The organism is Lactococcus sp. EKM203L (assembly GCF_011800585.1).
Taxonomy (GTDB): Bacteria; Bacillota; Bacilli; order Lactobacillales; family Streptococcaceae; genus Lactococcus; species Lactococcus lactis.
In genome coordinates, this window is record NZ_JAALEQ010000006.1 from 1 (window position 1) to 22,131 (window position 22,131).

Below are 22,131 nucleotides of genomic sequence, written 5' to 3' on the forward strand. Positions count from 1 at the left end.
TCACAATTGAGCAGCTAATGATGAAGGTGTGGTGCTTTCGCTAAACCACCCATGAGCTAAGTATATCACTTTAATTCCAAATTACAATAGTAATCAAAAATAGAAACCAATTTTGGTTTCTATTCTACAACAGAGACTGTGATCTCATAAAATTAAGTATAGCACCTTGTTAAGCTCAATACTGATTATTAGTTTACAAAGAGAAAAACATATAGCTTAACAAAATAAAAAGTCATTAGTTCAATTCTTAATGACTCTTTAGTTTATTTTTTGTTGAAATCTTCTAAAATAATATACTTAGTTCCTTAACTTTATAAACTCAAAAATTCAATGAGATTAAATCGTAGCTATGATTTTATACTATAATTGCCCAAAATTTGTCCCATTTTATTTTTCAATTTAAGAGGTTTTCTATGAAACAGGTTTATAAAGGCTTATAGAACCTGAATTTAACTTTGAGAGCGACCTAAATAATCCCCTCTTCTCCTTACAATATATATCTTTTTTTATAACTATTTTGTATTTTTATAATTTTACACTTGTTTTTTAAGTAAATATAAAATTATTAAGAGTTTTTCTAGTATCGATTTATTCGGTAAATTTTATTTTAATTTTTATAATACACTGTTACAAAGGCAGTCATGAATATTCCCATATTTGAAATAAACGCTCAACGCGTTTGCTTAATATTAAAACACATAAAATAAAAAGTCACTAAAGTTTAGTGGCTCTTTATTTTATAAGTTTTCTATTGTTTTCAATAATGTCTAGTTGATTTATATATTTTAAATTTTACCCACTATTTACCCACTAAATTTTATTTTAGTTTCTATAATGCATTGCTACACAGGCATCCAATAATATTCCCATATTTGAAATAATTTTGGGCATTTCAACTTTTCTTATTCTAAATAAGATAATACATAATTTGTGAAATACTGCCTTCCAAAGTAAGACCTAGAAATTTACTTTTCTCATACTTAAATTATTAGGTATTTAGCATCACTAAAAGAACTTTCGATTATGTTGCAAAAAGTTAAAAGATAACAAAGAAATGAAACTTTTTTATAGTTGTAATATTGCCTTAATATTTACAATTACCATTATATTTTGTTGAACTACATGCTAGAAATATATAGATTTTATATTATTATTCTTTTGTAAATAAAGAATATGCTAAATAGAAATTTCCTAACGTTGCTGAACCATTTTCTTTGACAGTTGATAAGCGAATATACTTTTCTACAGAACAAGGCAGATCAATATAATTATTAAGCATAGAAATGAATTGTTTTTGTATAAGTGATATCATATTTGGTTTTTCCATTACACCACCTCCCAAAATTATACACTCGGGAGCTAATGTCAATGTTGCATTAATAGCCGCTTGAGCAATATAATAGCTTAAGATATCCCAGATAGGATCATCTGAAGAAATTTTTTCCCCAAGTATTCCTGTTCTAGCTTCAAGACTCGGACCCGCCGCAACTCCTTCAAGACAATCACCATGGAAGGGACAGATTCCTTCAAAAGTAAGATCATCTCTATGACGATTTATTCTTTGGTGCCCCATTTCCGAATGCCCAATGCCACCAATAAAATATCCATTTTGAATTGCTCCCCCTCCAATACCTGTACCGATTGTTAAATAAACAAGATTTTTTATTCCTGTATTTTTCATTTCACCATAGGCTGAGGCGTTTACATCAGTAGTAAAATATATTGGAATATCAAGTGCTTCTTTTAATTGGCCAACTAAATTTATATTTTTCCAACCAACTTTTGGCGTCGAAGTAATGTAACCATACGTTTTACTTGAAAGGTTTAGATCAATAGGCCCAAATGATCCTAAACCAATGGCAGAAACTCGGTTTTCTTTAAAATATTTAATCGTCTTACTTATAGTTTCTTGTGGCGTAGTAGTAGCAAATTTGAATTTTTTTATAATATTAAAATGTTCATCTGCAATAGCAAGTACAAATTTTGTACCACCAGCCTCAATTGATCCATAGTATACGGACATAGTTCGCTCCCTCTAGTTCAATAATAGAATTTTTTCTCCAACTTTGATATCAACATTTTCACTCAATGGCAAAATCTCATTGTAACTTGCTGAATTTGTAATAACAATAATTACAGTATCATCGAATCCACTCTTCTTGATTTCTTCTTTATCAAAAGATCCTAGTAAATCCCCTGCTTTTACTTTCTGGCCAACTTTAACATTTTGTATGAATCCATTACCATTCATTGAAACAGTATCTATTCCAATATGTAAAAGAACTTCACCTCCATTTTTTGTTTTTATACCATAAGCGTGACCTGTTTCATAAGCAATAATAATTTCTCCGTCGGCTGGTGAGAAAAGTTCTCCAGATTTAGGCTTGATTGCAATACCTTTTCCCATAATTTCTTTTGAGAAAACAGGGTCACTTACATCAGACAGAGGAATCACAAATCCATTTATTGGAGCAAGGAGTTCGCCACTTTTAACTGGATCGATAATAACTTTCTCAGGTTGGTATTGAGTTGTTGCATTCTGTTTATTTTTTTCTTTCGTAATAGATTTAGCTTCCATCCGCCGACCATAGATTGAGGTAACAACAAAAGCAATAAGAAAGCTAATAAATATCGAAATCATAAATTGTAAGTTATAGCCAGCTTTAATAGAGATAAAGCCAATTAATCCTGCGGATCCCAGACTAACCGCAAGGACATGGAATAATCCCATAAATAATGAACCAATTGCTGAAGCCCCAAGAGCAATAAAGAACGGATATTTTAGTTTTAGATTAATCCCAAATAACGCAGGTTCTGTAATACCTAGAATAGCAGATACACCAGCTGGAGCTGCAAGAGCTTTTGTCTTAATGTTTTTAGTAACAAATAAAATTGCAAAAGTTGCACCAGCTTGAGCCATATTTGCGCAGGCCGCAACTGGAAAAATAAAGTCTCCACCAATACCACTGTGTTGATAGTTTGTGATTAACATTGTTTCAATGGCCGGAAAACTCTGATGTAATCCAGTTACTACTATTGCCGAGTAGAAGCCTCCAAACACAAGCATTCCTAGTGCCCCTAATGTGTTATAAAGTCCAACCAAACCATCTGTCAAGCCATTTGATACAAAACGAAGTGCTGGTCCCACAATAGTGAATGTGAGAAATCCAGTTATGATGACTGAAAGTAACGGAGTAAATGTGAAGTCTATAGCATCGTTAAGGTATTTATGAAAGAATCTCTCAAGTTTAGCAAGGATAAAAGCCACTCCAATTACAGGAAGAACTTGTCCTTGATATCCAGCCTGGGCAACTTTAAAACCAAAAATATCCCAATAAGTCATTGTATGATTAGAGATTGCTTCAGCAACATTATATCCATTAATAAGCCCAGGCATTACCATAATCATACCTATAACAGCACCTAAATATGGGTTTCCACCAAACCTTTTTGTGGCAGAATATCCTATTAAAATTGGCATGAATGTAAATGGTGCGGCACTCATAGTATTAACAATATCAGCAAATCCTTTCCACATCGGAAACATTTCAACAAGTGATTTCGTCGCGAAAAGATGTTCAGCTGTTAGCGCATTATTAAGAGCCATTAACAGACCACCAGCTACAAGAGCTGGTATCAAAGGAACAAAAATATCAGAAAGCAGCTTTACAAGTGCCATTACTGGATTTTGTTTTTTTTGACTTCCTGCAATCTCTTTGAGATCTGCAGTTGATGCTTCACTTATTCCTGTAAGTTTAATAAATTCTTCGTATACAGTGTTAACATCACCTGGCCCTACAATAATTTGATATTGACCAGCTGCTTCAAAAGTCCCCTTAAGATCTGGGTCATTATCTAGAGCCTCTTGATCAATAACGCCAGTATCTTTTAGGACTAAACGTAGTCGTGTCGCACAATGTGCAGCTCCTTGAATGTTATCACGCCCAACTGCATTTAAAATGCGTTCAGCTACCTGCTTATGATTCATAATTTTCTCCTCAAATAAAATGATTTCGCTTACAGAAGTTATTTTATCATTTTTCTGATATATGTCAAGCGTTTGCCATACTTTTTTATTTTTTTATTTTTCCGTGCTTATTTATATTGATTTTTTTATAAAAAACGTTTATCATAAATATATATAATTTAGTAAATGAGGAAAAAAAAATGAAATGGTCTACCAAACAACGATATCGTCCCTACGATAGTTATTCTGAAAATGATTTAGAGAGTTTACGCAAACTGGCACTAAAATCTCCTTGGAAATCAAATTTTCATATTGAACCAGAAACTGGACTTCTTAATGATCCAAATGGATTCTCTTATTTCAATGAAAAATGGCATTTGTTCTACCAACATTTTCCTTTTGGGCCAGTACATGGTTTAAAATCATGGGTACATCTAGTCTCAGATGATCTCGTCCACTTTGAGAAAACAGGGCTAGTCCTTTATCCAGATACAAAATATGATAATGCTGGAGCTTATTCTGGGTCTGCTTTAGCTTTTGAAAACTCCTTATTTTTAATATATACGGGTAATCACAGAGGCAAAGATTGGGTTAGAACTCCATATCAACTCGGAGCAAAAGTTGACAAAAATAATCAGTTAGTCAAATTCACTGAACCACTAATTTTTCCTGATTTTTCTCAAACAACCGACCATTTTCGAGATCCCCAAATTTTTTCATTTAAAGGACAAATTTATTGCTTGATTGGTGCTCAAAGCTCTCAACAAAATGGTATAATCAAACTTTATAAAGCAATAGAAAATAATTTAACTGATTGGAAAGATTTGGGAAACTTAGATTTTTCAAAAGAAAAAATGGGTTATATGATTGAATGTCCGAACCTTATATTTGTCAATGGTAGATCAGTATTAGTTTTTTGTCCACAAGGACTAGATGAATCGATTGTTAAATATGATAATATATATCCTAATATGTATGTTATTGCGGATGACTTTACTACTGGTTCAAAAAATCAGCTAAAAAATGCAGGACAACTAATTAATTTGGATGAAGGTTTTGACTGTTATGCTACGCAGTCATTTAATGCACCTGATGGCTCTGCTTATGCCATTTCATGGCTAGGTTTACCTGAGACATCATACCCCACTGATAAATACAATGTTCAAGGTGTCTTGTCCATGGTTAAGAAGCTTTCAATAAAAGACAACAAATTGTATCAATATCCAGTTGAAAAAATGAAAGAATTAAGACAAAAGGAACAAGATCTCTTACTAGCAGATAATAACATTATTACATCTAACTCTTATGAACTTGAGGTCGATTTTCGTCAGCAAACCTCTACACTTCTATCTTTAATGACAAATGAAAAAGGGGATAGTGCACTTAAAGTTGAGATAGATAAAGAAAATAATACTATTACACTTATAAGAAATTATGAAAAACGTTTGGCACATGTTAAAATAGAAAAAATGAATGTATTTATTGATCAATCAATTTTTGAAATTTTTATTAATGATGGTGAAAAAGTATTATCAGGTCGTGTATTTCCAAATAAGAATCAGTATTCGATTAGAAGTCAAAATCCGATAAAAATAAAATTATGGGAGCTAAAAAAGTGATTAAACTTGAAGATGTTGCAAATAAAGCTGGGGTTAGTGTAACGACAGTTTCGCGTGTTATAAATCGTAAAGGATATTTGAGTGACGCAACAATATCAAAAGTAGAAAAAGCAATGCAAGACTTGCATTATATTCCAAACGCAGCCGCACGTTCTTTGCAAGGAAAGTCTTTAAAATTAATTGGGCTAGTATTTCCAACTATAAAAAATATTTTTTATGCAGAATTGATTGAAAAAATTGAGCAAGCTCTTTTCAAACGAGGTTACAAAGCTATGTTAGCAACAACAGAACATGATGAACAAAAAGAGCGAGACTATCTTGCCTTATTACTTTCTAACCAAGTTGATGGAATTATTTATGGGAGTCATAATTTAAAAGCACATGATTATATAGCAATTGAAGCACCTATTGTTGCTTTTGACCGTTTATTAACCCCTGAAACGACTGTTGTTAGCTCTGATAATTTTGAGGGAGGAATCCTAGCTACTAAAGCTTTGATTAACTCTGGAAGTAAAAAAATCGCCATATTTACTGGGAACGATAATACCAATTCTCCTACATATTTAAGGCGTGATGGATATCTGCTTGAGCTAGAAAGAAATCAATTAAAGCCTCATATAATAAAAATTCCTTCTCAATGGACTCTTCTTCGCAAAAAAGTTGAGATCAAAAAAATACTAGAAAACAACGATTTTGATGGTGTATTTTGTACAGATGATTTAACAGCTATATTAGTAAAAGATCTCGCCTCAAATTTAAAAAAATCACTTAATGTGGTAGGTTTTGATGGAACTGAATTTATAGAAAACTACTATCCTAACCTAACAACGATAAAGCAACCAATAAATGATTTAGCGGAACTCTTAGTTGATTTAATCATACGAAAAATTGATGGAGATAACATTGACATTACATATCAACTTCCTGTTCAGCTACATTATGGTATAGATTAAAAATATATTTTACTTCTTCAAAAAGACACTGTGATGCTATCCTTAATTCTTAGAGTCACTATTGTATAATTTAGACAAAGGATAAAAACATGCAAAAACGCTACTCACAAGAATTTAAAGACACCCTTCTCGACTTCTATCATTCTGGGCAATCCGTCACACAGCTTTCTAAAGAATACGGCGTGGCTCCTGCAACGATTTATAAATGGATCGACCTCTATTCTAAGTCTAATGAAAGCTCAGTCTCTAAAGATGATTTTCTAGAATTAAAAAGACAGCTGGCTAAAGTTAAGGAAGAACGAGACATCTTAAAAAAGTATTGACCATATTCGCCGAGAAAAAGATGTGAGTGCTGCGGATATGTCTCAAACGATTAAAACTTTAGCACTCAATGTCAGACTCAGTTGCCAACTGCTTGGTGTTCCTGAAGCAAGTTATTATGAGAGAATCAATCGACGGCCATCCAAAACTCAATTAAGAAGACAGCACTTGGCACTGAAGATTGACCAACTTTTCAAGGCGAATCGGGGAATCTATGGGGCACCTAAGATTCATCACCTCTTACTCAATCAAGGGGAAAAAGTAGGGATAAGCTCGTACAAAAAATTATGAAACAACTTCAGCTCAAGTCCGTCGTCCTTAAAAAATTTAAACCCGGACACTCCGTAAGTGATGGTATTAACAAAATGAGCCTAAAAAGATAAATAAGGTTTGGGCAACTGATATTACTTATATTCCTACTCAACAAGGCTGGGTTTATCTCTCAACCATTATGGATCGTTATACTAAAAAAGTCATTGCTTGGGATTTAGGAAAGCGAATGACTGTAGAATTAGTGCAAAGGACTTTGAATAAGGCAATGGAATCACAAAATTATCCAGAAGCTGTGATGCTTCATTCTGACCAAGGAAGTCAGTATACGAGTCATGAGTATGAAGAGACTATAAAAAACTCTGGAATGACTCACTCCTTCAGTCGTAAGGGCTATCCTTATCATAATGCCAGTCTTGAATCTTGGCATGGACATTTAAAAAGAGAGTGGGTCTATCAATTTAAATATAAGAACTTTGAAGAAGCCTATCAGAGTATTTTCTGGTATATTGAAGCCTTTTATAATTCAAAACGAATCCATCAAAGTTTAGGGTATCTTACGCCTAATCAATTTGAAAAAGAAATCACTTAAAATAAATACATTAAAATTATACGTTTTTGACTCTAATAAATTGACTTAACGTCAGTTTTGCTTTGGTTCATTTTATTATTATCAACGATACATCTTTTAATTCTAGGTTAAAATGCACTTTATATGTCTATCAAAAATAATGAAAAATCCAAGTATTTATACTTGGATTTTTCATTGTTTAATTTTCTCTTTTATATAGAAACTCATATTCTTCACAAATAACTGGCATATCAGTTTAAAAATGTTATATGCTTTAAAGAATCTCTCATGAGCTTGACACCAATAACTCCAAAAGAAAAAGTGTAAGTCGATAGGAAACCACTTTATAAAAAATTACTGAGAAAAGAAAACTAACGACGGAAACATTATTCTTAGAGTAAGAACTGTCGCATATTGATAGAAATTTTATTCAAACTTATGAGTCTAAAGGTACTTTGAATAAATTACTATAGACAGAAATAAGAGATAAATAGCAAAAACATATTAGGTCGAATTACCATAAGAAAAAATACTTTATCTAATCTTTTTTTTAGATAATGCTACAAGAATTATTGTGGATAAAACAATCCACCCTACGGCAGCTATCAGATAAGCACACCGCCCATTTATCATAAAATTAACAGGTAAAGCAATAGGACACCAATAAGCTGCTAATAAAACTTTATTACTGGCAAAAATAATGAGTAATATTTCAATAATCGCGATAATCATGCTCCCTCCTCGATTGATTATAAAGGTCAATAAAAGATGAAAATGATTAAGAAAAATTGCCATCAACCAGCTAGCTGTTGCGATCATCATTCCTTGTTGCCCTACTGCCTGTGAAACTCCCGTAATTATCCAGATCATTGCTGATGGAAAGAACAAAAGGAAATCCACTACTATTAGCTTTGATAACCAAATTCTGCTACTTTTTTTATTTACATTTATTTCTTGGAAACGATTGGCCAGACTCTCCTGTTCAAAGATTAGAATAGACAAAATTGTAACCAGTAACGGAAAAAACAAAAAAATCATGAGCGACAAATCAGTCATTGAAACATGACTTCTTCCAAAAGCTAAATAAATAGGAACCGTTAAAAGCTCTAATAAAGTAAAGAGAAAAACTAAATAAAACCCTAAGCTATTTTTTAATTTGAGACATTCACTTCTTATCATGTTCTATCACTCCTTTAAGTAAATACGAAACTCCTATCGTTACAACTATGGAAAGTCCAAATGGTAATAAAACTTCCCAAATACTGAAATTTATCTTCCCTGTTAACAAATCTCCTGATGGTTTGATATTTAACAAACTTTCTGTAACTTTATAGTGATAAGTGTATGGTAGCAAGAACCATACTGGAGTTTGTGCAACAAAAGGGGCAACAATTAAACAAATCAAGGTATTCGCAGCTAACAATACGTAAGTATTAATCCACTTGAAAATCAAGTATATAAAGGGTAAATTCCAAGAAGCTGCTAGTAATATAGCAATCAATGCCACACTTACTTTCATAAAATCCACCACTACAATACCTTGAAACACAAAAGCAACCAAATAAAGCAAAATAATCAAGACTATGCTCGCTAGTATACCTCTTAGCCAAATCAACAACATTTTGGCCAAATGAATTTTCCAACTCAGCTTTTTCCATTTCACATTTTGAAAATTTCCAGCTTGCTCCTCTGATTTTATATCATAAAGAAAAAGCAAACTCATCAAAAGGAATAAAAAACCAGTTTCCCACCAATAAATTGAAAAAACACTAAAAATCTGTATTCCACCCATAAGAAATGCTATAAATAGAGTCACAAAAGGGATAATTAATACCAATCTAAGAGTTCCTGATTTTTTTAATTTTATTGCTTCTGATGCTATTATTCTTTTCATATCACATTCCTCCATGCACAATCTTAAAGAATAACTGTTCAATGTCGTCTTCTTTATTGTTCGCATGATTATAACGAATCTTACCTTTGTTCAAAATAATAATTTGACTAGCTACTTTACTTATTTCGTGCAACTGATGACTAGAAATCAAGATTGTCACACCTTTAGCTTTAAGTTTTAAGATTAAGTTTAACAACTCCGCAATACCATCAGGATCCAAACCATTAGTAGGTTCATCAAGAATTAAAAATTGAGGTTCTGTAAGAATAGCCATACCAATTCCCAAACGTTGTTTCATCCCTAAAGAGAATTTTCCTGCTCTTTTCTTTCCTGTTTCTGCCAAACCAATCACTTCTAGAGTTTCATGAATTCTCTTATCTGAAATTCCAAAAAGCAAAGCCTTAGTTTTAAGATTATCGAAAGCAGATAAATTCATATATATTGCTGGAGCCTCGATTAAGGCTCCAAGTTGATTATTTGTCTTTTCTTGTCCATCAAAAAAAATTTTTCCAGTATCTGCAGAAATTAAACCAAACAAAATTTTCATCAAAGTTGATTTTCCTGCACCGTTAACTCCTAATAAACCACAGACTGTTCCAGATTTAATATCAAAACTGATATCTTGTAGCACCTGCTTTTCTTTATATGTTTTAGAAAGATTTTGAATTTTTACCTGCATTATATTTCCTCACTTTATTTTATGTTTAAAAAAAGTATATAAAACAATTTTCAGAATCTATTCAGAAACAAAAAAAGTAATCCTTAGAGATTACTAAATTACTTTTTTATTTTTAGGATAACTTCTGCCCCACCTTTTTGAGGATTACTGAGAATTAAGTTTCCTTGATGTTTTAAAGCTACACCTTGAGCAAAAGATAGTCCAATCCCATAGTGTTTCCCACTACGTCCAGTATCTTCTGTGAAAAATAGTTTTCCAGCATTTTTTTTTGCTTGTTCAGAAAAAGGATGACCATTATTCCAGATTTCAAAATAGAGATATTTTTCATCATCATAAATACTCAAACTGACTATTTTTTCACCCTCTTTAGCATACTGACAGGCATTAACAAAGATATTGATAAGTGCTCGACTTAAAGCTAATGTATTTCCGTAAAAAGTGGTTAAATCTGTTTTTTTAACTAGCTGATAATCCACTTGATAAGTTGTTGACAACTCTTCCAACTCAACTGATAAATCTATCAAAAAATCCTCCAGGGAGATTCTCGCTTTGTAATCATTTTCATCATTCAAAAGTTTTGTATAACTAATCATTGTGTTAAAATACTTGTCAAAAACAGTCAAACTATTTTTCATTGACTCAATAAAATCAGCTTGTTGTTCATTTACTTCAGTCATCTCTAGCAGTTCAATATTTCCTTTTAATACTGTTAAAGGTGTCTTAACATCATGTGAAAGTGCAGCAACCTGGAAGGATAAATCATGTTTTTCATGACGCTCCGCTTCAATAAGGAAAGCTAACTCCTTACTTTTCGAATATAAGTTATTCAGAACCTGATCAAATTCAATAATTTTTGATTCCTCTTGTTCAGGAAAAGTAGTTATTTCCCCCATCTTCAATGCAATCTTTTGAACGGCTTGAAAATTCTTAGAAAATTCTCTAATGAGATGATAGACAGAAAAAATAATGAGTATTATTTCACCAAGAAAAAAGAAAAGGTAAGTAAATTGATTATAAGAAATTGAACGAAGCGTATGATTTGTAAATTCAGGCATACTGTTTTGTCTTAAAACAACTGAAAAATGCTTATTGCTTGAATAAGTATAAGTAATTTCTCCTTCTGTAATATTATGTGAAGACTGTTTTGAAGCTACAAAACTAGGTACATCCGACTTGACATAATGTCCTCCCAAAATTTTACTTGTATCATTGTCAAAAATAATATAATCATATGGGTAGTGTTTCATATCACGTTCGATATCAGAAATAGTTAAATTATCTGAATCTAAAGATAAACGAATAGTTTCTGAACCACTGATTTGTCCAATTTGTCGTAGAAAGAAAGTCAAGCCCAGTAACAACAGGATAAGTAGACAAGTACCTATGATAATTTCAATGACAGCTTGCCATATCCGTCGACGCATTGAATATTTTTTACCCATGCCACTGATACCCAAGTCCCCGAACCGTTTTTATCGGATTAATATCGTATGGTGCAAACTTACTCCTAATCTGATAAATATACTCCGAGATTGACCGAAAAAGTGCATTAGAATATTCATCATATACGTCATCATAAATATCCTCTCTCGTATAAACTTTAGAAGTTCGTTGTGATAGTAATTCAAGAATATCGTATTCACGACAAGTCAGTGGAATTGTTTGACCATTGACACAGACTCGCCTTTCTTCTAAATAAAATGTAATTGGTCCTAAATCTCTACGAATCTCTGAAAAAACATGAACTGCATGTTTATTGCGTTCCTCTCGCTTTATATTTGCTTCCACTTTTGCAACCAACTGTTTAAGGCTAAAAGGCTTAGTAATATAGTCATCCCCACCAATACCTAAGCCGTTTATAATATCCTCTTCTGTATCTTTCGCACTAACAAAGATAATTGGAGTTGATATTTCTCTGCGAATCCTTTTACAAATTTCTGTCCCTTCAATATTTGACATCATGATATCTAACAAAATCAAATCAAATCCCTGAAAATCAGTAATATCCAAGGGAAGTGAAATGTTTTGATGCGTCGCAACTTCATAGTTTCTCATTTCTAATGCTGTCTTCATTAATTTTAAAATTTCCTGATCATCATCAACTATTAAAATTTTATACACCACTTTACCTCCGATTGTTTAGTACTCATTACTTCATTATACCATTCATTCTGAAGAAATATAATCTATCAATTTTTAGTCTTTCTTTTCAATATACCAAGGATTGAGATACACACTATACCTAAAGCCGGTAAAAAATCTTCTCCATCTCCAGTAACAGGTAAAATTTCTTGACTTCGTACAGAAACAGTACCTCTCGAATTTCGATTATTAGCCATTTTTTGATTAATATTATAATCAACTGAAATTACTTCTTTTGAAATGTTATGAAAATCATTTTTGATAGAAAAATTGTTATTTGTATTTCTTTGAATTTCTTTATCTTGTTCCTGTTTCATTGTATCCCTAGACTCTTTAAGATTCTCCATCGATTTATGGTTAATAGCATCATCCTGACCTTTATCTGTATCTAAGCTAAAAGCTTTATTTTTCCCATTCAATAAATCAACAATATTCAATACTCTATTCCCATTAACTTCTGGAGAATTCATTAGAAGAAACCTTTTTAGTTGGTTAGGATTCTTTATTCCATATTTATCAACTACTAATGCCAGTGCCCCAGATACTTTAGGAGTAGCAAATGAGTTGCCATAAACATATTGGTACCAGCCAGTATTAGTAGTTGTAAAAAGCCAATCTTTCAAATAATAACCCTGACTGACAAATTTATCTTGCCCATATTTTTTAAAATTGGCCGTTGTGCCAGCAGGAGCATAAATTGCATCCGCTCCAATATTACTAAAATCAGAAATATTACCATAACCATCTATTCCACCTACGGCTATTACATCCTCAAATACACTCGGTGCATCTACAACTTTTCCAGGAACCTTTATACTTCTGAAACGCTTAAGAAAGTTTATCATTGTTTGGTTATCTTGTATGTTTAAACTATCATTACCAAGAGCTGCGACAACAATACTTCCTTTTGCTGTTGCATAATTTATTGCTGACTTATAATTAAGATACTCTTGATAATCATTTGTTCCATCATCATACGATCCTGAAATCATAAGATACTGTCCAGCACTTATATTGATGACCTTGTTCCCATCATCCGCAGCTCTTCTTATTGCTCTAGCTACCCATTCCGATTTCGAAAGATTTTCACCAAATACTCTGTATATATTTACAGTAATCCCTGGTGCTACTCCTAAAATATTACCATTTGCTGTAATCTGACCTGCGACTTCCGTCCCGTGTCCCATTTTGTCGACAATATCACTTGGATTTCCAGTTTCATCAGGTTCTTCATTATCAAACCCTCCCTTAGGAACAAGATTTTTAAAATAATTTCCTAAACTATTTGACAAATCAGGATGTTCTTCCATGATTCCTGAATCAATAATTCCAACAGAAATTTTCTTTGAGGGCTGGTAGAGCGCATAGCTTTCTCCATTATTTGTCACATATTTCATATCCCACTGATAATCCCAAAAATCATGTGAATTTGTATAAACACTTGCTTTCTTTTCAGAAGAATTACTTATCAATAGAGGTTGTGCCTCTACTTTTTGATTTTTTAAAGGTTGTCTAAGAGATACCACTTCCTTAGCTTTACGATAAGATAGAGGAGAAGCAGAATTATCAATTACACCAGATGCATCTTTAGAATTTGATGGTTTTTCCTTAATAAGCTGAGAGGAAGTAACGAAGTTAGCTCTATTCTTCTTATTATCGAGGATTTTATTTTTTTGAATCGATGATGTTGAAACGACTACTTCACTTTGCTCAAGTAGCTCATCCTTAGATACTGGAACTGCTTCTTTATTTGTAACGCTATCTCTCTTACTGAATTCAGAACTAACTTGAGTTTCTTGCAACGAAACTTTCATTTCTTTTTGAACAGCTGATGTCTGTAATAAAGTTTTAGCAGCACCAGTTACATCCAATTCAGTCCTTGTTGTCGATTTTACTGCAGGTGACTGCGCCCCTAGATTAATCGAATCAGTCGTTGATCCCTCTGTTGAAGATAAAATTGCATTAGAATTATGATTAATTAATTCCGTATTAATATTATTTGAGAGTAACTGTTGTGAATTTGTTGTCTCCCCATGCACAGTTGCTGATAAACCCAACGAACAAACGATAAAAAGGAAACCTAGTATTTTTTTCACTCTAGTTTCCTACCTTCGTTGCAAGCTTAAAATCATCATTTATCTCAACGGCAAATGCTTCAGTAAGAGATTTTCCTCTAATAGAATGGATTTCGCCATAATCCCATTCCGTCCTACTCTGTTTGGAATTTGAACCATCCTTATCAATTCTCCCCCATTCAGACCTCGGGATACTTTTGCCACTAACTGAATCAAACACACGTACTTCAGCTAAAACATCCTGATATTCTCCCAATTCTTCATCAGATACGGTGGTGTCCGATATACTGTAAATATTTCCCATATAGTCAATTTTTCGTGAATCATTTTTATCAATAACAAAATTATCATCAGAAATATCGCTTGTCACATCAAAGTTTTGTAATCTCAAAGCTTTGACCGCCCCCTTATCACTTTCTGGAAGTATCTTATAGTATCTGTCGTTAATACCCATACATAGCGACTTGTCAGAAGCCTCATAAATATTATTTAAGACCAAAGTCACACTATTTTTGTTGCTACTTGATAAAAGTTTCTCACTTTTCATGTCAACAATCAACAGCTTATAAAATTTTACTTTGGAATTGTTAGCGTTCTCCTGAGGAATCTCCTTATCAGTTACGAAATACGATTTATTATCATAAATAAAATTAGTATAACTTCCTTCGTCAAACCTCACCTTTTTATGACTTGTTTGATAACACCCTGATAAACCTGTTATCCCTATTAAGGCCACAATAAGTATTAAATATCTTCTCATTTCCTCTTCCCTCCTTTCAAAAAATCGTCAAAAAGTAACAGTGCTTGTCTCCAATAAGTAAAATTGATTGAATATTCAAATTTCGATAATACCAGTATACAGCCACTTATTCCTTCAAGAAAACCCGTGCCACTTTCATCTCCGTATTCTTCAAGAATTTGCTCACTATTAACATTAAATTCTTCCATGTATGAATCAAACTTTTTTGTATTTAATAGCCGCTTAAATAAAGAACAAATTTCTATTAAACCAGAATAGCCATGGCAAATCATATATGAATCAATACCAAGTTTCCTTTGCATAGCTGACTCTAATATTTTTTCTGCTTTATCTACAAAATAGTCATTATCCAGTGCTAATCCTCCGTATAAGTATAGCAGACTAATACCTGGACCTCCATAGCACCATGCATCTCTAATGAAACTTGCTTCCCTAATTACTTTCTCTTTTTTTAATTCATCTGCTACAAGTCCATCTTTCCATAGAAACTGTTTTTTCCTTTCAAGTTCAAACTTTTCATAAATAAAAATAATTTTTTGCAAAGCTGACAACGAGGCTTCATTACTATATCCTTTTATGTGGGCATAAGCTAAGATACAGCCCACTCCAGCAAGTCCATGTGCTAATCCCATATTCAAACAGCCTAGTGGATACATCTCACTTTCTGATTGAGACATCTGATTCTCCGATTTGATGTAAAGCGATATTAGTCCTTTGTTTTCTTTAGTCAGATTTGATAAAAAATTGATAATGAGTATTTTCAAATCATCATATTGCTCGTCGTTGATTAATAATAGATAGGAAAGTATCCCAGATAAACCTTCAATCACGTCATAATCAGGAGGAGTAATGTTTTCCAAATTAAATCCTTCAATTTTTTCTCTGACGAAATATTCGATATATCTATTTAGGCTATCAAGAAGATTCTTATATTTTTCGTCATCTTCTCGTAAATGTAGGATACTTAATGCAATGCCAGCTGCTCCCGAATAAAGTGATCCTGTTAAAAGCCCATATGTTGAAAGTTTGCTAACAATATATTCAATATAATTGTCTATCTTTTTCTGATATATCTTTGAGTTATCTTTATTTTTTAACTCCGCTAACATTAAAATTATACCAGGCAATCCTGTAGAGAGAGTCAACTCTCCGAAATCGAAGTTTTCTTTATTTTTTCTAGTTCTCTCATCCCATTGAGCAATAATTTTTTCAACATTTCTTTTTATATTTTTTTTATTCATCATTATCCTCATATTGCTCTGAATAATAAAGTTCTTGATAGTATTGACATCTTCTCAGAAGGACATCATGACTTCCAACATCTTCGACCTGTCCATCTTTCATAACCACGATTTTATTTGCTTTTCTGGCAGCATTCAAACTATGAGAAATGAAAATTGAAATATTATTTTCCGAAAGAGCAACAAAATAATCAAATATTTCTTTTTCAGCTACAGGATCGAGTGCAGCACTTGGTTCATCTAAAATATAAATTGAAGCTTTCTTAAAGAATGTCCTTGCTAATGCAATTTTTTGCCACTGACCTCCTGAAAGTTGACGCCCTTCTTGAAACCAATTCCCTAACTGCGTATCAAGTACATATTGATTATTAGTTTTCAAAAAATCGAGTCCTAAATTATCTAGTACTTTAATAATTTTCTCATCTTCCCATTGAGAAGACAAATCACTCAATCCTATATTCTCTCTTATCGTTAACTCATACTTCACAAAATCTTGGAACAGCACCGATATGTTTTTCTGATAAAACTCCTCAGGCATCAAACTACTTCTCATTTTGTCGTATTGGATTATTCCCATAGTTGGTTGATATAATCCTGAAATTATCTTTACTAGTGTACTTTTCCCTGAACCATTTTTTCCTACAATAGCAGTTAATTCTCCTTTTTCAAAGGATAAATTGATATTCTTTAGTGCAAAGGCATTCGAATTAGGGTAAACATATGATAAATTAATTACTTTAACAGTTCCTATATGTTGATTGCATATTTCAGTATCTTCTATTTTTTTGTGAACTACACTTTCTCTCTTTAAAAACTCAAAAAGTTGTTCCATAAACAAACTAGTATTATAAATGATGTAAATATTTTGAATCATTGTTTGAGAATAAGTATTGATTTTAGAAATAGCTTGTATGAGACTTACCAAATTACCTATAAGAAGTTTTCCTGCTCTTACCGAAAGGATCATAGCAAATATCGTAAGAATATTTATCAAATTCAAAATGAAATCAAGAAAAATATTGAAATATGTCTTCTTACGAGCAATAGCTAAATCTTGGTTGATAAATCCTTTCTTTAATTTTCCAAATTTATGAATGAAGTAATTGCTAATATTATTTAACTTGATTTCTTTAAATGAAAAATCATGAGTCAATAAATATACAATATACCATGTTTCTCTTTCAGAACTTGCTCTCTGCCACTGGATTAAAAACTCTAATTGTCCCACTCTGAGAAAAAGTACCAAAGATAATACTGGAACAATAAGGAGTAAAATTGCTACCCCAATGTTCCATGTTCCAATAAAAAATAGACTAGATAACAATGAGATAAACGATGAAAGCACAACAATGATAGCATTAAATAGCTGAAAAGGCTTGTAAGTGCTGTCTTGAGTAACTTTTTCTATGATATTATACATATCAGCCTGCTCATAATCACTTAATTCAAGAGATGAGGTAGTCCTCATGAGGCGCATATTGATACTGTAAGAAAGTCGCATATCAAATTTTCCACTAACATAACTTTCCAGCTGTCCCAGAACTGTTGTTATCACTTGAACAATAAAATAGATGATAATAATATTGATAAGATGTCTCCCTGAACCTAGCACAGAGTTTATTAAATCTTGATAAATAAAAAGACTAGCCAACGGAACAAAAGCTGTGATAGCATTTAGCACAATTAAATAAATTGCATAACGTTTTTCCAACTGAAAAATTAACTTCAAGGTGCTTGGAAGAGTAAGTAAAGTATTAAAAAATTGTTTTGATGTGAATTCTTTCACTTCATCCATCTATTAGTCCTCATTTCATGTATTCTTCCGAAACAAACAACCTTTGAAGTGTGTAATAAATTAATTTCTCTTTATCTCGTTCAATACCAATTAGTCGGTTATTATGGACATGAATGATACTGTCAATAATTGAATAAACTTTCTGAAGTTCAAAATCTTGAGCTATCATTTTTAAAAATAAATTTTTTATGGCATGCTTTAATTCTTTAAAATTCTTGTCATAAAAAATTTGGTCACCTAGATTATTAACTTTCAGAAGCTTAAGATAATGTTCAATCTTTTCATTGACATTTTCTTTAACCTTTTTAGGACTAACTAAATTCAAAAAATTAAGAATCTTTTTGTTATCATTCTGAAAGAAGCATTTCAGATATAAATAATTCACCAAGATTGATACATCATCGACTTTCCAATCATTATTAGTATCTTTTATCAATGTAAGCAAATTTGGAATAATTTTAGAATCGGCACAAAATATTGCTTCGGATAACTCTAAAGTATCAAATCCACCATATCTTTCTACTTCTTGATCATAAATAGAAATATCAAAAGTTGACATTATCCTATTTTTCCGACTCCTTTTTAAGATTTCAAGAATAGATCCGTAAGCTAAAAATAAATCTGAACATTTTATACGCAATCTAATATGTGGTTTAGGATCAGTATATCTTAGGAAGAATAGATTTCCACCCAGGTTTGCTACTATTTTCTGAATATCTGGAAGATACGACAGTAAAAATTCATTTTGACGATTTATAGAAATGTACAACTTGAGATAAAGCCACTCGTTAAAGGGCAATTTTTCACGCCGTTCAACCGAAACTCTTTTCTCTCTTATAAATGCTCTCCCTTCATTACCTAATGCTCTCGTTCTAATAAAAGGCACTACAACATCGGCAACTCTCCCCTTTTGTCCTTTATTTATGATATTTTCATCTTCAAAATATTCTTGTAGCTCTATAAAATCTTTTCTTTTTGAGCTCTTCTTTATCGCCGACTCTAAAATTTCCATATCCAATGGGTTTTCCTGTGATAAATAAACTTTATTATCTCCATTGACAATATAAAACTCTTTGGGAATTTCTTTGCTTTGAATAAGTTCTCTTATTGTCATCTTACTATTTACATCCCTTCCCCAAATTTTCCATTTAGCAGGAGATATTACTATTTCGTCAAATACTAAACGTGGAATATAATCAAAGTCTCTGTAAATAAGTTCCCAAGGTAAATTACCAAACTTGTCATCTAATGAAATTTCGTAAAGAAATCTTAGCTCATTACTGAATAACGTTTTATTGTACATGCTTGTAATGTAGAATTTCAATACCTCTTGAGTTGAAATGTCTCGTGCATAAAATTTTTCTTTTTCGTCTATTCCAATATAGATATTAGTTAACAGAACTTCATTGTGACTTGTACTTGTAAAAAATGGAAGTACTTTCCTCCTCATAATTGATGTATGCATAACGTTAGCATGTCTGATATTTTCTGGAAGAAATACTATTTCACACGATGTAATTTCTTTATTCTCATTTTCTCTTTCGACAGAATCTACTATCGTTCTATGATAACTTGTTAACTCCGGAGAGAGTGCAGAAAATCTACCTGATGCCCCTCCCAAATTATTATTTCCAACGATATCCCCTAAAATAAAAATATCTTTTTCATACTCCTTTGCCAAATTCAAAAATAATTCTAACCCTTGAAGTTCACTTTTCTTTTCTAAGTCCATTTTTTGATAATGAGACTCTAAGTCGTCAAGATTAATTACATTATGATTTTTAACGGCTTCTACATACATGCTGAGGTACTTTTCTCTCTCCTCTTCTGAATAGTATAGAGTACTCGGTTCGGACTCATAAAAGTCATTTCGAGGATGATTATAATTATATGGAGCTCCTATGCCAAATGTAGAATCAAATAATTCTGTTATTTGTACTTCTTGATCTACACCATATTTTTCGATAAATTTATCCTTATAGTCATCCAAATATGTTCTTCTTACAGATTTTGTCGTATTTCCTAAAAACTCAGCTAAATGTTCTAATTGTTGCTTTTGTTTAACATCAAAATTTATTTCACTATCACTAATTAAATCAATTTGAATATAATTATCATTCTCAAGAATTTGTGACATTTCCTGATATATTTCTTTCAGTTTCTCAATACCTTCACCAATTTCTATTTCTGAGTATTCTTGAATAAACTTTTGAACTTTTTTCAGAGGAATTATATATTTTTTATCTTCATCTATTGCTTCAACTTTAGTCAAAAAAGTGTTCCAAGAAAAATCTGACAACAAATCTTTTTGTAAATTAGAGATCAAATAATGATTAACTATCAGACTGCCAAGATATTGTTCCGATAGTTCTCTATATTCGTCTCCATAGCAAAGCGTTACAGTTTCACAAATATCTTCATATTTTTGATAGTCATTCTCACAAAATTCAGAAATAATTTGATAAACATTCGTATATTTAATATTTACTTCTTCAAGCTCACTACTATTTATGGTATAAACTTGAAAAACTCGATCTCCAAACTTATAATTTGCATTATTTCTAGTAAATGATAACTTTTTTGAGAAATCTACTTCCATTTTATGAACTAGGCGAATCAACCACTGAGTATCCAATCTTATACCCTTTGTAGTCTTTCCCATTAACTTGTACTGTGAACTTTTCGAAAAAACACCAATTGAAGTTTCACTAAATAATCCAAATGGAGTTGATCGTAAATAACTTCTCTTATAATACTTGTAAATAGATTCAAATAATTTTTTAACCCTTTTCTTCTTTAACAGACCAGCATTATATTTCTGCATAACATCATAGAGTTTAGGATTAGCTAGTAGTAACTGTTCCAAAAAAACTTTATTTTTACTTACAGTCTCAATGACTTGAGTATATTCAGTAAAACTCCGTTTATCGTTTGGAGATAAAATTGTATTTCTTACTAAAAACGGTTGAGCTTTAAATGAACTTTTTATCATGTTTTTTCCTCTCTTTATTTTTATAAGCTATTTAGCAACCCTAAATAACTTATAAAAATAGGATAGTATCCATGTCTGAACTAACAAAATACTATCCTTTGATTTGGTTATTTGCTTACGTGAATACTACAATTACAAGTTGCTGTTTTCATGTTACAACCCATCAGAGCTCCTGTTTTACAACCGGGTGTACATAGCGAAATACTTGTAATGCGTGGTGATGCACCTGAATCTTTCTTCGAAACAGATACCAAATCCAAGTTAAAATCTTTTGTACTCATTTTGAGTGCCTCCTTATAATTTATTTTGTAGTTCCTTCGAACGAAATCATTGTATCTAACAAACTTCAGAATTTAATCAGAGCCGTTTATTATGCTCGCGTTATCGACAATAATATTATTACCAATACTTTCTCAAGATAGAATTAAGACTGTTTTAGATTTGTTAATGTTTCTATTGTCAGTATAGTTATAAGACTAGGTCATTCAAGTATGTCTAAGACTCAATAAACCTATCTCTATATTATTCAGGAACTAGAAAATCAAGATATTAATAAAATTATTAAATATTCGTCAACTATAACTTAAATAAATATTTTTTGTAAAAGAGATTATTCTAATGATTTTAACTTGTTAATTTTAGGCTAATGAAGAGTGATGGTATCGTCGAGGCGTTTAAAGAATAGTCCAACTCCTGTTGTTCCTCATAATTTGAAACATTCAGAACTCAATCGTTTACAATTAATCATGATAAGTTCACTTGTCCTCCCCATAAATATTTATCTATTTATCTATTTATCTATTTATCTATTTATCTATTTATCTATTTATCTATTTATCTATTTATCTATTT

15 protein-coding genes and 1 pseudogene are annotated in these 22,131 nt (G+C 31.7%); 3 read left to right on the forward strand and 13 right to left on the reverse strand.

All coding sequences use genetic code 11. The annotated features are described in order from the left end of the window. Positions 1 to 1,150: 1,150 nt before the first annotated feature. On the reverse strand, positions 1,151 to 2,023 hold the full coding sequence (gene scrK / locus HFD15_RS10045) for a fructokinase ScrK (RefSeq protein WP_167593688.1): 873 nt from the start codon (positions 2,021 to 2,023) through the stop codon (positions 1,151 to 1,153). 12 nt (positions 2,024 to 2,035) lie between these two features. Continuing rightward, positions 2,036 to 3,988 (reverse strand): sucrose-specific PTS transporter subunit IIBC, encoded by a 1,953-nt coding sequence (locus HFD15_RS10050; protein ID WP_015425992.1) that lies wholly within the window; start codon positions 3,986 to 3,988, stop codon positions 2,036 to 2,038. A gap of 179 nt (positions 3,989 to 4,167) precedes the next feature. On the opposite strand from HFD15_RS10050, the gene HFD15_RS10055 reads away from it, so the two are divergent. The 3 genes and pseudogenes from HFD15_RS10055 to HFD15_RS10065 all read left to right on the forward strand — a co-directional run bounded on the left by HFD15_RS10055 (position 4,168) and on the right by HFD15_RS10065 (position 7,722). Next, on the forward strand, positions 4,168 to 5,586 hold the full coding sequence (locus HFD15_RS10055; protein WP_029344970.1) for a sucrose-6-phosphate hydrolase: 1,419 nt from the start codon (positions 4,168 to 4,170) through the stop codon (positions 5,584 to 5,586). Next, positions 5,568 to 6,539, forward strand: a complete 972-nt coding sequence (locus HFD15_RS10060) for a LacI family DNA-binding transcriptional regulator (protein WP_017864246.1) — start codon at positions 5,568 to 5,570, stop codon at positions 6,537 to 6,539. The genes HFD15_RS10055 and HFD15_RS10060 overlap by 19 nt, the downstream gene beginning before the upstream one ends. Before the next feature lie 89 nt (positions 6,540 to 6,628). Next, positions 6,629 to 7,722 (forward strand): annotated as a pseudogene (locus tag HFD15_RS10065) (IS3 family transposase). A gap of 513 nt (positions 7,723 to 8,235) precedes the next feature. Here the strand turns inward: HFD15_RS10065 and HFD15_RS10070 are convergent. The 11 genes from HFD15_RS10070 to HFD15_RS10120 form a co-directional block, all read right to left on the reverse strand. Continuing rightward, the gene (locus HFD15_RS10070) at positions 8,236 to 8,880 is read right to left on the reverse strand and encodes a histidine kinase (protein ID WP_015425987.1); all 645 of its coding nucleotides are present in this window, start codon (positions 8,878 to 8,880) and stop codon (positions 8,236 to 8,238) included. Then, the gene (locus tag HFD15_RS10075) at positions 8,867 to 9,595 is read right to left on the reverse strand and encodes a lantibiotic ABC transporter permease (RefSeq protein ID WP_014570414.1); all 729 of its coding nucleotides are present in this window, start codon (positions 9,593 to 9,595) and stop codon (positions 8,867 to 8,869) included. Before HFD15_RS10075 ends, HFD15_RS10070 begins: the two co-directional genes overlap by 14 nt. A 1-nt stretch (position 9,596) precedes the next feature. After that, positions 9,597 to 10,274 carry an ABC transporter ATP-binding protein gene (locus HFD15_RS10080; RefSeq protein WP_015425986.1) on the reverse strand — a complete coding sequence of 226 codons (678 nt, stop codon included), beginning with the start codon at positions 10,272 to 10,274 and terminating at the stop codon, positions 9,597 to 9,599. A 98-nt stretch (positions 10,275 to 10,372) separates the two neighbouring features. Continuing rightward, positions 10,373 to 11,716, reverse strand: a complete 1,344-nt coding sequence (locus HFD15_RS10085; protein WP_012897846.1) for a HAMP domain-containing histidine kinase — start codon at positions 11,714 to 11,716, stop codon at positions 10,373 to 10,375. Next, positions 11,709 to 12,395 (reverse strand): response regulator transcription factor, encoded by a 687-nt coding sequence (locus HFD15_RS10090; RefSeq protein WP_014734918.1) that lies wholly within the window; start codon positions 12,393 to 12,395, stop codon positions 11,709 to 11,711. Before HFD15_RS10090 ends, HFD15_RS10085 begins: the two co-directional genes overlap by 8 nt. 68 nt (positions 12,396 to 12,463) lie before the next feature. Then, on the reverse strand, positions 12,464 to 14,512 hold the full coding sequence (locus tag HFD15_RS10095; protein WP_029344968.1) for a S8 family serine peptidase: 2,049 nt from the start codon (positions 14,510 to 14,512) through the stop codon (positions 12,464 to 12,466). Between the two features lies 1 nt (position 14,513). Beyond that, a complete protein-coding gene (locus tag HFD15_RS10100) occupies positions 14,514 to 15,251 on the reverse strand; it encodes a NisI/SpaI family lantibiotic immunity lipoprotein (protein WP_015425983.1) in 738 nt (245 codons plus the stop codon). Further along, positions 15,248 to 16,495, reverse strand: coding sequence for a lanthionine synthetase C family protein (locus tag HFD15_RS10105; protein WP_029344967.1), 1,248 nt, complete (start codon positions 16,493 to 16,495; stop codon positions 15,248 to 15,250). The genes HFD15_RS10100 and HFD15_RS10105 overlap by 4 nt, the downstream gene beginning before the upstream one ends. Next, on the reverse strand, positions 16,485 to 18,287 hold the full coding sequence (locus tag HFD15_RS10110) for an ABC transporter ATP-binding protein (protein WP_015425980.1): 1,803 nt from the start codon (positions 18,285 to 18,287) through the stop codon (positions 16,485 to 16,487). Before HFD15_RS10110 ends, HFD15_RS10105 begins: the two co-directional genes overlap by 11 nt. 10 nt (positions 18,288 to 18,297) lie before the next feature. Beyond that, complete coding sequence (locus HFD15_RS10115; RefSeq protein ID WP_029344966.1) at positions 18,298 to 21,279, reverse strand: lantibiotic dehydratase; 2,982 nt, start codon at positions 21,277 to 21,279, stop codon at positions 18,298 to 18,300. Between the two features lie 107 nt (positions 21,280 to 21,386). Then, a complete protein-coding gene (locus HFD15_RS10120) occupies positions 21,387 to 21,560 on the reverse strand; it encodes a gallidermin/nisin family lantibiotic (protein WP_015425978.1) in 174 nt (57 codons plus the stop codon). Positions 21,561 to 22,131 lie beyond the last annotated feature (571 nt).

Excerpts from the sequence above, each read along its gene's own strand:
- scrK (WP_167593688.1), bottom strand. The coding sequence starts at position 2,023 with ATGTCCGTATACTATGGATCAATTGAGGCTGGTGGTACAAAATTTGTA.
- HFD15_RS10050 (WP_015425992.1), bottom strand. The coding sequence starts at position 3,988 with ATGAATCATAAGCAGGTAGCTGAACGCATTTTAAATGCAGTTGGGCGT.
- HFD15_RS10055 (WP_029344970.1), top strand. The coding sequence starts at position 4,168 with ATGAAATGGTCTACCAAACAACGATATCGTCCCTACGATAGTTATTCT.
- HFD15_RS10060 (WP_017864246.1), top strand. The coding sequence starts at position 5,568 with ATGGGAGCTAAAAAAGTGATTAAACTTGAAGATGTTGCAAATAAAGCT.
- HFD15_RS10070 (WP_015425987.1), bottom strand. The coding sequence starts at position 8,880 with ATGATAAGAAGTGAATGTCTCAAATTAAAAAATAGCTTAGGGTTTTAT.
- HFD15_RS10075 (WP_014570414.1), bottom strand. The coding sequence starts at position 9,595 with ATGAAAAGAATAATAGCATCAGAAGCAATAAAATTAAAAAAATCAGGA.
- HFD15_RS10080 (WP_015425986.1), bottom strand. The coding sequence starts at position 10,274 with ATGCAGGTAAAAATTCAAAATCTTTCTAAAACATATAAAGAAAAGCAG.
- HFD15_RS10085 (WP_012897846.1), bottom strand. The coding sequence starts at position 11,716 with ATGGGTAAAAAATATTCAATGCGTCGACGGATATGGCAAGCTGTCATT.
- HFD15_RS10100 (WP_015425983.1), bottom strand. The coding sequence starts at position 15,251 with ATGAGAAGATATTTAATACTTATTGTGGCCTTAATAGGGATAACAGGT.
- HFD15_RS10105 (WP_029344967.1), bottom strand. The coding sequence starts at position 16,495 with ATGATGAATAAAAAAAATATAAAAAGAAATGTTGAAAAAATTATTGCT.
- HFD15_RS10110 (WP_015425980.1), bottom strand. The coding sequence starts at position 18,287 with ATGGATGAAGTGAAAGAATTCACATCAAAACAATTTTTTAATACTTTA.
- HFD15_RS10115 (WP_029344966.1), bottom strand. The coding sequence starts at position 21,279 with ATGATAAAAAGTTCATTTAAAGCTCAACCGTTTTTAGTAAGAAATACA.
- HFD15_RS10120 (WP_015425978.1), bottom strand. The coding sequence starts at position 21,560 with ATGAGTACAAAAGATTTTAACTTGGATTTGGTATCTGTTTCGAAGAAA.